The sequence below is a fragment of the Brucella sp. TWI559 genome (genome assembly GCF_039674265.1).
Classification (GTDB): Bacteria; Pseudomonadota; Alphaproteobacteria; order Rhizobiales; family Rhizobiaceae; genus Brucella; species Brucella chromiisoli.
The window spans coordinates 36148-48471 of record NZ_JBDJNE010000014.1; the positions used below are offsets into that span (position 1 = coordinate 36148).

The following is a 12324-nucleotide window of genomic DNA, read 5'->3' on the forward strand; positions in this document are numbered from 1 at the left end:
CAATATGTGGGAAAAAATAGACCAGCTAACGCCGTCGCGTTACTCGCCTTACCGTTTTTTTTCGGCGCAAGAGTGGGCAGGCTTTCGCGCTGATACCCCCCTCACCCTTACCTATGAAGAAGTCAAACGGCTGCGCTCGCTGGGCGATCCGATTGATCTGGATGAAGTGCGGCGCATTTATCTGTCGCTGTCGCGCCTGCTCTATGCGCATGTGGAAGCCAGCCAGCTTCTGTTCCGCCAGCGCCAGCAGTTTCTCAATATGGAGGACAGTTTCAAGACGCCCTTCATCATTGGCATTGCAGGCTCTGTGGCTGTGGGGAAATCCACGACTGCGCGTATTCTCAAAGAACTGCTTGCGCGCTGGCCTTCAAGCCCGAAGGTCGATCTGGTGACGACGGATGGCTTCCTCTATCCCAACGCGATTCTGCGCGATCAGAACATGATGGAGCGCAAGGGTTTTCCCGAAAGCTATGATGTGGGTGCGCTTTTGCGTTTCCTGTCGGCGATCAAGGCAGGCATGAGCCGTGTGCGTGCACCGCTTTATTCGCATTTAAGTTATGACGTGCTGCCGGGCGAATATCAGATTGTCGACAAGCCCGACATTCTGATCTTTGAAGGCATCAATGTTTTGCAGGTCCGCGATCTGCCGGAAGACGGCAAAATGGTGCCCTTTGTCTCCGATTTTTTCGATTTCTCGATTTATATCGATGCGGAGTCGGAGCTGATCCACAAATGGTATATCGACCGTTTCATGCGTCTGCGTGAGACGGCTTTCGTCAATCCGCAGTCGTTCTTCCATCGCTATTCGCAGCTTTCCCAAGATGCGGCCCGTTCTATCGGCGAAGGCCTCTGGAACAATATCAACATGAAGAACCTGCGCGAAAACATTCTTCCCACCCGCCCTCGCGCCGATCTTATCCTGCGCAAAGGCAGCGATCATCTGATCGAAGAAGTGGCGCTTCGAAAGATTTAAATGCGGAAGATATAAAAATTCCAGTTGCGCGTGACCTGACACTTCTTCCGATTGAAGCGCTCAAGCAGTTTCGGACTGAAATACAAAACCCAGCGATGCACCGTGGAATGGTCCAGATCGATACCGCGTTCCGCCATCATTTCCTTCAGATTGCGCAGGCTTAGATTATAAGCAAGGTACCACCGAACACACAGAAGGATAACGGATTGATCAAAATGGTGGCCTTTGAACAGCGAAAATACTCAGCTCTTTAAAAGCCAAGATACTATCAGTTCATCCATTGACGAAAAGTTTGTAACAAAACCGACCACCTTCTTCACGGACTTCAACAGGCGCATCGAACTCCAGTTTAGCTGCTTCCATGATCGCAGTTGGAATTCTAACCGAAGCACTTTTGCCCTATTTTCTAGTCAGAACACGCATTCCGACCTCCGCATATCATCAATCCTGTTAATTCTAGACGTTGATCTGACCTCCAACTTACTTTTTTATTACAAAGACGCTTGGAGGCAAATCATGAATTTTGGTAAAATGTTTCAGCGCGCGGCACGCTTATTCAATGTAGCAATTGAAGAAACGGAGGATCCTACAGCACTGTTTGAGGATGATATTGCGCGCAGTTCAGCCCGATTTCCGAGTTCTCAAAAGATGGGATCTGCACTCAGCAACCTCCGCGTAAACTCAAAACAGGACAGAATGTTTGATTACCACAAACTATTTGAACCTTTCAGCGATCCCAATGATCCAGACCGTAAATATTTAACCGAATTAGAAAAAAGCCCAACGGGCTTTACGACCAATTTTAACGGAACAGGCGAACCAGGAATAATTATTCATGCAGATGGTCATGAGCCTGGTCACATGATTGTCCGGATTTCTGGTCAAAGTGTATCAGGAACGCCTGAAGACATAATACGCTTAATGAATGATCATCACAGTTTAAATCTGGTTGGCCCAACAGATATACGTCTTCACGTTTTTAGCTGTGATTTTGGAAAGAATATTCAGGCTGCGAAGACGTTGGCAGATAGCCTGCAAAGGCCGATAGTTGCCTACGGCAGATATGGAGAAGTCGCATTTAGTGATGGAGCACGCAAAGCCTTAGCGTATCAAGATGCCCACCCAGTTACTCGCCGTCCCGATGGACAAACACTCAAGGTGAGGCCGGTGACATATAGACCGATTAATGATCCCGGGTTTATGTAATCCACATTGAGGAAAGCTCTGGCCTATCAGATCCTTTGATCTCCATTGATGAAAAGTTTGCAACAAAACCGATATAAAAAGGGCCGGTTGAACCGGCCCTGTTTCAATATCAGCCTTCCAGAGGTGGAATGCGCAGCACCTGGCCTGGATAGATTTTGTCCGGATGCGTCAGCATTGGCTTGTTGGCTTCAAAGATAATGTCGTTCTTTGCGCCCTTGCCTTTGCCATATTGGGCTTCGGCGATTTTCCAGAGATTGTCGCCCTTCTTAACCGTGTAGAAGACCGGCTCGGCGCCCGTGCCTGTGCCATCAACTTTCAGCTCTGAAGCTTCGACCTTGGAAACGCCCAGTGAGTTGCCGACGGCGATGATCGCTTTTTCAAAAGCTGACTGATCCTTCACATTGCCGCTCAGGACGGCTTTGTCGCCCTGCACGCTTACCTGCACACCATCGGTGCCGAGATTATGCGAATCGAGTTCCTTCTTCAGATCCTCGGCTTTGGGCTCATTTTCACCGAAACCAAGCTTGGTTCCGACCGATTTCACGAAATCGAAAATTCCCATGGGCAAATCTCCTTGTTGTTAAGACCGTATCTTTCAATCAAACCCGTCATCGCAACCCGTGCGGCTTCCGGTTCGTCAATAGCCAGTAAGGTACAGCGCCCAACAAATTGGTCAAGTCCGGATTGTTCCCGGATTGTTCAATGAGTTCGGGCACTTAATTAGCAATTTAACAAGCTCTACCGGCCCAGATTGGTCTTCGCCAGCTCGACGATTTCATCGCCACGACCGCTGATGATGGCCTTGAGCATATAAAGGCTGAAGCCTTTCGCCTGCTCGGCCTTGATTTTGGGGGGCATGACAAGCTCCTGCTTGGCTGTCACCACATCAACCAGAACCGGACCATCATGGGCAAAAGCTTGCTTTAAGGCCTCCGGCAGATCAGCGGAATCCTCCACCCGGAACCCCTTGATACCAATGGCTTCGGCCATGGCTGCAAAATTCGGATTGTCGAGATCCGTTCCCGACGTCAGATAGCCGCCAGCTTTCATTTCCATGGCCACGAAGCCAAGCGAGCCATTGTTATAGACAATGATCTTGGCGGGCAGATTGAGCTGTTTCAGCGACAGGAAATCGCCCATCATCATGGTGAAACCGCCATCGCCGGACAGCGAAACGACTTGTCGTTCCGGTGCTGCACCCTTGGCGCCCAGCGCCTGAAGCATGGCATTGGCCATTGAGCCATGATTGAAAGAACCAAGCAGACGACGCTTGCCATTCATGGTGAGATAGCGCGCCGCCCAGACGGTTGGCGTGCCGACATCGGCTGTGAAGATCGCATCGTCATCCGCAATCTCATTGACGAGGCGGGTCAGATATTGCGGATGGATCGGCTGTCCCGGTTTTGACGGTACGGCCAGATCATCCAGTGCTTCGCGCGCCTTGGTATAATGCGTCTTGGCGGCATCGAGGAATTTCGTGCTGCGAGCGGATTTAAGCTTCGGCAGAAGGGTTGCGATTGTTTCCGCCACATCGCCCGTCACACCCAATGTCAGCGGCGCCCGCCGACCAAGCTGTGATGGATCATTGTCGATCTGAACGATCTTGGCCTTGTCGGGATAGAAATTGCGATACGGAAAACTGGTGCCAAGCATCAGCAGCGTGTCGCAGTTGAGCATGGCGTGATAGCCGGATGAAAAGCCGATCAATCCGGTCATGCCGACATCAAACGGATTGTCCCATTCGACATGTTCCTTGCCGCGCAGCGCATGGACAACGGGGGCTTCAAGCTGTTCGGCCAATGAGACCACCGCATCATGGGCGCCAGCACAGCCGCTGCCTGCCAGAATGGTGATTTTCTCAGACCCGTTGAGAATGTCTGCGAGTTTTGCGACATCCTGATCAGACGGAACCATCCGGGGAAGCGAGATCGGCGTCCAGTTTTGCTTGATCCCTTCGGGGGCTTGCTTGAGCGCCACATCGCCCGGAATGACGATTACGGCGACGCCGCGCTTGCCAATGGCGGCACGCATCGCGCGGTTCAACACTTCCGGCATTTGTGCGGGATTGGAAACCAGCTCGACAAAATGGCTGCATTCACGAAACAGTTCTTGCGGATGGGTTTCCTGGAAATAATCCAGGCCAATTTCCGACGAAGGAATATGCGCTGCAATCGCCAGCACGGGTTCGCGGTTGCGGTGGCAATCAAACAACCCGTTGATGAGGTGCAGATTGCCGGGACCGCAGCTACCGGCACAAACGGCCAGTTCGCCGGTGACAGCCGCTTCCGCGCCGGCGGCAAAGGCTGCGGTTTCCTCGTGCCGGACATGCATCCAGTCGATTTTACCGAGCCGTCGCAGGCTGTCATTTAATCCGTTGAGGCTGTCACCGGTGACACCCCAGATACGCTTAACGCCCGCTTCGGCCAAGGTTTGAGCCAGAAGATCCGCAACAGTCATGCCCATGATCATTTCACCTTTTTCGCAATCTCACGCACTATCTAGTGCGCTTTGGCGAACAGGAAAGAATCAACTTCTTTTGATGTGCAGCAGCAGAATTGTTATGTCGTGCAGTCGCGAATAAAACGCGCAAGATAGGCGTCAAATTCCGCTGGCTGCTCGCGGAATGGCGCATGCCCTGCATTGTCAATCACGTGGGCTTTTCCGTCCCAGAGATTGCCGAATTTCACTTTTGAGACAAAAGCGAGTTCGACAAAAGGTTCGTCGCGACCATTGACGACTGCAATGGGAAGCTTTGCGCTGGCGACGATGTCGCGCTGGTTGCCACCAGATCCAGCGGCAAATTTTTCAAACATGATGCGGCGTGCGCGTCCGTCAGTGCGGGCAACAATATCAAGAAGTGATGCATCGAATGGCTCGCCGCAGGTGCTGCGTGCATAAGATTCCACGTCACGCTCGGAAAACACCTCCTGCCCGGCAAGCGCCATATCAGGCCCGCTCTTGAACCCCTGCCCCACTTCCTCACGCGCCACAGGCGGTGTTCCGGTAATCATCAGGCCGCGCATGTCGGGATAACGGGCAATCATCTCGATACCGATATGGCCGCCAAGCGACCAGCCGAAAACAACGGCATCGGCAATGCCGAGCTGTTGCATGACCTCCGTCATTGCATCTGCATAGCCATCCATCGAATAGCTGCGATCAGGATCAATCGCATCTGCGGATTTGCCATGGCCCGGAAGATCAGGCGCAATGACACGCCATTTTTTGCCAATTTCACCTTCAAGCTGTGGTGCAAAAATCGCGCCCGAACTTGAATTGCCATGGATCATCAGGAGGGGCGCGCCCTCGCCTTCACTTTCACGCACAGCAATGCGGCCATGGCTGGTTTCAAGCTCGTGATAATTGATTGTCATGTTGTCTGTTCCCACAGTCTGGAAATTTTAGTCAAAGGAAACCTTGCCACGGCCTTTTTTGATATCCGCGCGCCCGGATTTGGCTTTGAGGCGGCGTTCAACCGAGCCTTTGGTTGGTTTTGTTTTTCTGCGCGGCGGCGGTGGCGGAACGGCTGCTTCTTTGATGAGCGCAATCATCCGCTCGCGCGCATCTTCCCGGTTGCGTTCCTGCGTGCGAAAACGATTGGCCTCAATCAGAACGTCCCCATCCTTGGTGCCTTTCTGACCGGCAAGCTTGAAAAGTCGCGAAAGCACATCTTCGGGCAGGCCGGAGCGTGCCGCATGAAAGCGCAGCTGTACGGCGGTGGAAACCTTGTTGACGTTTTGACCGCCCGGACCGGATGAGCGAATAAAGCTCTCCTCCAGATCGTCCTCGTGGATCGTCAGGCGGTTGGTGATGCGAATGATGTTGCGGCTTTCTTCCATGCTAAAAGTGATACACCGCTTTTTATCCGTTAGACAAAAGAAAAACCCGGCCTTTCGGCCGGGCTTTCCCTCCTCCTCAGGATGAATATGCTTATTCAGCAGCAATCTGGGTTGCAGGCGCTGCATCCCGCACGTCGTGATCGACATGGCTTTCGAATTTCTCAAAATTGGCTACGAACATATCGACAAGCTTTTGGGCCTGTGCATCATAAGCGGTTTTGTCGGCCCAGGTAGAACGTGGATTGAGAATGGATGTATCCACGCCTGGCACTTCAACCGGAACCGCAAAGCCGAAATTCGGATCGGTACGGAACTCCGCATTGTTAAGCGAACCGTCAAGCGCTGCCGCAAGAAGTGCGCGGGTTGCCTTGATTGGCATACGCTTGCCGGTGCCATAAGCGCCACCGGTCCAGCCGGTATTGACCAGCCAGCAATCGACCTTGTGTTCGGCGATCAGCTTGCGCAGCAGATTGCCGTATTCCGATGGATGGCGCGGCATGAACGGCGCACCAAAGCAGGTCGAGAATGTTGCTTCCGGCTCGGTCACACCCTTCTCAGTACCGGCAACCTTGGCGGTATAGCCTGACAGGAAGTGATACATGGCCTGTGCTGGCGTCAGCTTGGCAATCGGAGGCATCACGCCGAAAGCATCAGCGGTGAGCATGATGATGTTCTTCGGCTGACCGCCCTTGCCGCTCGCAGAGGCATTCGGGATGAAGGGAAGCGGATAGGCGCAACGGGTGTTTTCGGTGAGTGAGCCGTCATTGAAATCCGGCTGGCGATTTTCATCCAGCACAACATTTTCCAGAACCGTGCCGAATCGCTGCGTGGTCGCATAAATTTCCGGCTCGGCTTCTGCCGAAAGACGAATCGTTTTTGCATAGCAGCCGCCTTCGAAATTGAAGACGCCATGCTCGCCCCAGCCATGTTCGTCATCGCCGATCAGCGTGCGGCTTGGATCGGCCGAAAGCGTGGTCTTGCCGGTGCCCGACAGGCCGAAGAACACAGCCGTGTCGCCGTTCGGGCCTTCATTGGCCGAGCAATGCATCGGCATGACGCCCTTGGCGGGCAGAAGATAGTTGAGAACGGTGAAGACGGATTTCTTCATTTCACCGGCATAAGACGTGCCGCCGATCAGAACGATCTTGCGGGTAAGATCGACCGCAATCACCGTTTCGGTACGTACACCATAGCGGGCAGGATCAGCCTTGAAGGAAGGCAGATCAATGATGGTCAGTTCAGGCACGTAAGATGCAAGCTCTGCTTCTTCCGGGCGGATCAGCAGATTGCGGATGAACAGCGAGTGCCATGCATATTCGGTGACAACACGGGCATTGATCTTGTTGTCTTTGTCAGCGCCGCCAATCAAATCCTGTACGAAAAGCTCCTTGCCCTTCGCATGTTCGATGAAATCGGCATGAAGAAGCTCAAAAGCTTCCGGCGACATCGGCTTGTTGTTGTCCCACCAGACCTGATCATCGGTGTTGGCATCGCGAACCACGAATTTGTCTTTTGGCGAGCGGCCTGTGTGCTGGCCGGTGCGTGCAACAAGCGCACCCTGCGCAGAAAGCTCTGCTTCGCCACGGCGAATGGTTTCTTCATAAAGCCGTGCGGGTCCAAAATTATAAAAGACTGCGGACAGTTCCTTCAATCCTGAAGTCGCAATGGAAGCGGCAGTGTTGTGAATGCCGGTCTCTTTCATGGTCTCTCCGCCATCTGGTTCGAAAGTTGGTTGGCCCCTTTGTCATCGGGATGGCAGTCAGAAGCAGATTAATTAAATTAAATCAAATATTTAATCGATTTAAAAAAATTGAAAATTTTTTAAATCGTTTAATTTTCCGGTTACGATGACGATCTCCAGTCTGAAAATGTTCGCCTCAGCATGAACCAAGCCACACGATTCGAAAGATCGCATTTCTGTGAAGTTAAGCGGCTGCCACATTTTGTACCTAATTTGTACTGCAAAAGCGGCGTGACTATAATAAGATCAACGCTGACAGGCGTTTGTAATTTCTACCGCCACCGTGATCGGGGCGGTTTAAAAAAGGAGAAGGTCCGCATGAAGGAAGCTTCGGCAACGCAGACAATCGCGCTGGTCGACGATGACCGCAACATTCTGACCTCCGTTTCCATTGCTCTGGAGTCGGAAGGCTATCGCGTGGAGACCTATACCGATGGAGCGTCCGCTCTCGATGGTTTGATGACGCGTCCGCCCAACCTTGCAATCTTTGATATCAAGATGCCGCGTATGGATGGCATGGAACTGCTGCGTCGCCTGCGCCAGAAGTCTGACCTCCCCGTCATCTTCCTGACGTCTAAGGACGATGAGATCGATGAATTGTTCGGCCTGAAGATGGGCGCGGATGATTTTATTACCAAGCCGTTCTCGCAGCGTCTTCTGGTCGAGCGTGTAAAGGCTGTTCTGCGCCGTGTTGCGGCGCGTGACGGCACTGCAAAGCCATCCGGTCAGCAGGCCAAGTCGCTGGAACGTGGCCAGCTGGTCATGGATCAGGAACGCCACACCTGCACCTGGAAGGGCGAGCCGGTCACGCTCACTGTCACCGAGTTTCTCATCCTGCATTCGCTTGCCCAGCGTCCAGGTGTTGTGAAAAGCCGTGACGCGCTGATGGATGCGGCCTATGATGAGCAGGTCTATGTTGATGACCGCACCATCGACAGCCACATCAAGCGTCTGCGCAAGAAGTTTAAGGCGACAGACGATGATTTCGAAATGATCGAAACGCTTTATGGCGTTGGTTATCGTTTCCGCGAAGCATAATATAGTTTACGAGGTTGCCGGGCCTGTCTCAAAGACCCGGCAACTTTTGACAAAGCTACTATTGAGAAAGTTAGATTGAAGCGACATGGTCGCCGAAACCCGCAAAGACAGTGCGATTAGCATGAGAGAGCGCAGGGCGCGGCGGCAACGCTCGCTTTTTCTGCGCAGGCTTTTTGCGCCTTTGAGCCGGTTTCTCGGTCAGTTTCTGTTTTCGAGCCTGACGCGCCGCATCCTGTTTCTCAATCTTGCAGCGCTGGCCGTTCTGGTCTCCGGCATTCTTTATATGAACCAGTTCCGTGAGGGGCTGATCGACGCCAAGATTGAAAGCCTGCTCACGCAAGGCAAGATTATTGCCGCCGCCATTTCGTCATCAGCAACTGTTGATACCAATTCACTGATGATTGACCCGGAAAAACTGCTGGAATTGCAGGCGGGGCAGAGCATCACGCCCTCACCCGATTCGCCGGATAACTGGGAATTCCCGATCAATCCGGAAAAAGTGTCGCCGCTGCTGCGTCAGTTGATTTCGCCCACCAGCACCCGCGCGCGCATCTATGATCATTACGCCAATCTGCTGCTGGATTCCCGTTCGCTCTACGCGCCGGCTTTTGCATCGGGCGGCCCGGTTTTCCGTTATGATCTTCCGGCGATTGAGGAAGATACGCCCAGTGTATGGGAACGCTTTACCGGCTGGTTTTCACGCCTTTTCTATGGGGGCGGTCTGCCGCTCTATCAGGAGCAGCCGGGTGGCAACGGCCTCGCCTATCAGGAAATCGTGCGCGCATTGAGCGGCTCACCGCAAACCGCACAGCGGCGCAATCAGCAAGGCGAGCTGGTTGTTTCGGTGGCCGTTCCCATCCAGCAATCACGTGCCATCCTTGGTGTTCTGCTGCTTTCCACAGAGGGCGACGATATTGATAAGATCGTGCAGGGCGAGCGCATGGCCGTGTTCCGTGTGTTCGGCGTTGTCGCAGCTGTCATGGTGATTCTGTCGCTGTTTCTGGCCTCAACCATTGCAAGCCCGTTGAGAAAGCTCGCCGCGGCGGCTGACCGCGTGCGCCTTGGCGTGAAAAGCCGTGAGGAAATTCCCGATTTCTCCGAACGTCAGGATGAAGTCGGTCATTTGTCGACCTCCATTCGCGCGATGACCGATGCGCTTTATACGCGCATTGAAGCGATTGAGAGTTTTGCAGCCGACGTCAGCCATGAGCTGAAAAACCCCCTCACCTCGCTTCGTAGTGCGGTTGAAACGCTGCCACTGGCCAAGAATGATGATTCGCGCAAACGCCTGCTCGACGTCATTCAGCATGACGTGCGCCGCCTTGACCGCCTGATCACCGATATTTCGGACGCATCGCGTCTGGATGCGGAGCTGGCGCGCGAACATTCCGACCGTGTTGATATGCAATCACTGCTCAACAACATCGTGACCGCTGCGCGTGAAGTCCGCCGCAACAAGGTTGGCACAGAGATCGTGCTCAATACCGGCAAATTACCCGCTGGCAAGAAAGGCTTTTTCGTGGCCGGGCATGATTTGCGTCTGGGGCAGGTGGTCAGCAATCTTATTGAAAATGCACGGTCTTTCGTGCCGGAAGATACCGGACGTATTGTCGTCACCCTGAGGAGGGAAGGCAATCGCTTGCAAGTCTTGGTCGAAGATAACGGTCCCGGCATTCCGATTGAAAACATTGAACGTATTTTTGAGCGTTTCTATACTGATCGCCCGGCTTCAGAAGCGTTCGGCCAGAATTCCGGCCTGGGGCTGTCGATCAGTCGCCAGATTATTGAAGCCCATGGCGGTACGCTGAGCGCAGAAAACATCATGGATTTGGATGATCGATCTGAAATGAAGGGTGCGCGCTTCATCATCGATCTGCCAGCGATTTCGTGATGCCGACATGACGCCCGAACAGGAAAAAAGCGGCCTTCATGCAACAACGGTTCAGTTGCGTGGCCGCGGTGTCATGCTGATGGGAAAGTCTGGTGCAGGCAAGACGGAACTGGCCCTCACGCTTATCGAACGCGCCACGCTGCGTGGTGAGCAGGCCGCGCTTGTTGCCGATGACCGAACCTTGCTGCATGTTGAAGACGGCAGACTGATCGCCAGCGTTCCCGAAGCGCTTGCCGGTGGTGTCGAGATTCGCGGTGCGGGGCTTTTCACGGTTGCTTATGTGAAACACACATCTCTTGATCTGGTGGTGATGCTTGTCGGCCCGGACGAGGCAGAACGCTATCCGGGCGATAAAAAATGGCATTTTGAGGGGATCGGGCTCAAGCGCCTGTTGCTGCCCGCCCTGTCGTCGAATGGTGATTCTAACGCGCTTTCGCGCGCAATAGAGGCCACTTTGTTCTCCAAACCATGGCCGTGAGAATATTCGGCACTGATTTTTAACGCTCTTGCTAAAAAATCTGCCTAACGCTGCGGCATTTTGCTTTTTTCAAGGCATCGCTGAGATTTTTCACTTGCTATCAGGATTTGCCCTGCCAAGATGCACAACTCACCGGCGATGTCCGGTAGGGTTTTTGTGTCATTTGCACCCGGCAGCGGGGTGAAGCGGCGGGCACACGACAGGAGCTTTGAAAGTATGATCGGACTCGTGCTTGTTACGCACGGAAGGCTGGCCGAAGAGTTTCTCCATGCTGTTGAGCATGTGGTCGGCCCGCAAGACAATTTCGAGACCGTATGTATCGGTGCCGAAGATGACATGGAACAGCGTCGCCGTGACATTGTTGATGCGGTGGAACGTGCCGATACGGGCAGTGGTGTTATCGTTCTCACCGATATGTTTGGCGGTACACCGTCCAATCTGGCAATTTCAGTGATGGAAGAAGGCAAGATCGAAGTGATCGCAGGTGTGAATCTGCCGATGCTGATCAAGCTTTCCAGTGTGCGCATTGGTGGCGATATTAAAGCGGCCTTGCGCGAAGCGCAGGATGCGGGGCGCAAATATATCAATGTTGCAAGCCAGGTGCTGACAGGAAAATAATTCATGCATCCCACTGTGGCCGTGACTGGCGAATATGATGCGGAAAGCGCTGTGTTCCGGTCTTTTGAGATCGTCAACAAGCGCGGACTTCATGCGCGCGCATCTGCAAAATTTGTGCAGCTTGTCGATAGTTTTAATGCACATGTACGCGTCAGCAAGGACGGCATGACTGTGGGGGGAACCTCCATCATGGGCCTGATGATGCTTGCAGCCTCGCCCGGTTGCTGCATCGATGTCAGCGCATCGGGTGAACAGGCTGAGGCCGTGCTTGATGCGCTTGGCGGCCTGATTGCCGATAAGTTCGGCGAAGAGGCCTGAAAGACCAATCTCCGCGATAAGTTGATATGCACACATAAAGAACTCTTTATGTGGCATTGTGCTGCGCATGCTGATCTGCTAATCAGGTCGCCAGCCGAGGCCCGTTCCCTTTTCCGGATCCGGGCTTCTCAAGCATGTTTGGGAACAGGGGCAACCGGTTTTCCGAGAACGACATGCGCAAAAGCAAGAAGATAGAGCGAGCGTATCGGCTACGATTATGCG

The 12324-nt window shown here is 53.4% G+C and carries 12 protein-coding genes and 1 pseudogene; 7 read left to right on the forward strand and 6 right to left on the reverse strand.

Annotated features, from left to right (window positions below):
- Positions 1-4 precede the first annotated feature (4 nt).
- The gene (gene coaA / locus ABE530_RS15455; RefSeq protein ID WP_265983805.1) at positions 5-973 is read left to right on the forward strand and encodes a type I pantothenate kinase; all 969 of its coding nucleotides are present in this window, start codon (positions 5-7) and stop codon (positions 971-973) included.
- A 17-nt stretch (positions 974-990) separates the two neighbouring features.
- Here the strand turns inward: coaA and ABE530_RS15460 are convergent.
- Positions 991-1206: pseudogene (locus ABE530_RS15460) on the reverse strand (IS6 family transposase); the annotation flags it as partial.
- Positions 1207-1489: 283 nt separating this feature from the next.
- Here ABE530_RS15460 and ABE530_RS15465 point away from each other — a divergent pair.
- Positions 1490-2179 carry a hypothetical protein gene (locus ABE530_RS15465; RefSeq protein WP_499695099.1) on the forward strand — a complete coding sequence of 230 codons (690 nt, stop codon included), beginning with the start codon at positions 1490-1492 and terminating at the stop codon, positions 2177-2179.
- 109 nt (positions 2180-2288) lie between these two features.
- Here ABE530_RS15465 and lysM read toward each other — a convergent pair whose 3' ends face one another.
- From lysM to ABE530_RS15490, 5 genes are all read right to left on the reverse strand, one after another.
- On the reverse strand, positions 2289-2741 hold the full coding sequence (gene lysM / locus ABE530_RS15470; protein ID WP_499695100.1) for a peptidoglycan-binding protein LysM: 453 nt from the start codon (positions 2739-2741) through the stop codon (positions 2289-2291).
- 176 nt (positions 2742-2917) lie between these two features.
- A complete protein-coding gene (gene poxB, locus ABE530_RS15475) occupies positions 2918-4642 on the reverse strand; it encodes a ubiquinone-dependent pyruvate dehydrogenase (protein WP_499695101.1) in 1725 nt (574 codons plus the stop codon).
- Positions 4643-4737: 95 nt separating this feature from the next.
- A complete protein-coding gene (locus ABE530_RS15480; RefSeq protein WP_499695102.1) occupies positions 4738-5553 on the reverse strand; it encodes an alpha/beta fold hydrolase in 816 nt (271 codons plus the stop codon).
- 27 nt (positions 5554-5580) lie between these two features.
- Positions 5581-6018, reverse strand: a complete 438-nt coding sequence (gene arfB / locus ABE530_RS15485) for an alternative ribosome rescue aminoacyl-tRNA hydrolase ArfB (RefSeq protein ID WP_499695103.1) — start codon at positions 6016-6018, stop codon at positions 5581-5583.
- A 91-nt stretch (positions 6019-6109) separates the two neighbouring features.
- Positions 6110-7720 carry a phosphoenolpyruvate carboxykinase gene (locus ABE530_RS15490; RefSeq protein ID WP_265982463.1) on the reverse strand — a complete coding sequence of 537 codons (1611 nt, stop codon included), beginning with the start codon at positions 7718-7720 and terminating at the stop codon, positions 6110-6112.
- A gap of 357 nt (positions 7721-8077) precedes the next feature.
- Here ABE530_RS15490 and ABE530_RS15495 point away from each other — a divergent pair, with 357 nt between their 5' ends.
- The 5 genes from ABE530_RS15495 to ABE530_RS15515 all read left to right on the forward strand — a co-directional run bounded on the left by ABE530_RS15495 (position 8078) and on the right by ABE530_RS15515 (position 12102).
- A complete protein-coding gene (locus ABE530_RS15495) occupies positions 8078-8797 on the forward strand; it encodes a response regulator transcription factor (RefSeq protein ID WP_265982464.1) in 720 nt (239 codons plus the stop codon).
- Between the two features lie 85 nt (positions 8798-8882).
- Positions 8883-10688 carry a sensor histidine kinase gene (locus ABE530_RS15500; protein ID WP_499695104.1) on the forward strand — a complete coding sequence of 602 codons (1806 nt, stop codon included), beginning with the start codon at positions 8883-8885 and terminating at the stop codon, positions 10686-10688.
- A gap of 7 nt (positions 10689-10695) precedes the next feature.
- Positions 10696-11166 carry an HPr kinase/phosphorylase gene (locus ABE530_RS15505; RefSeq protein WP_499695105.1) on the forward strand — a complete coding sequence of 157 codons (471 nt, stop codon included), beginning with the start codon at positions 10696-10698 and terminating at the stop codon, positions 11164-11166.
- Positions 11167-11382: 216 nt separating this feature from the next.
- Entirely contained in the window at positions 11383-11784 is a 402-nt protein-coding gene (locus tag ABE530_RS15510; protein WP_265982467.1) for a PTS sugar transporter subunit IIA, read from the forward strand.
- A 3-nt stretch (positions 11785-11787) separates the two neighbouring features.
- On the forward strand, positions 11788-12102 hold the full coding sequence (locus tag ABE530_RS15515; RefSeq protein WP_265982468.1) for an HPr family phosphocarrier protein: 315 nt from the start codon (positions 11788-11790) through the stop codon (positions 12100-12102).
- The last annotated feature ends 222 nt before the right edge of the window (positions 12103-12324 follow it).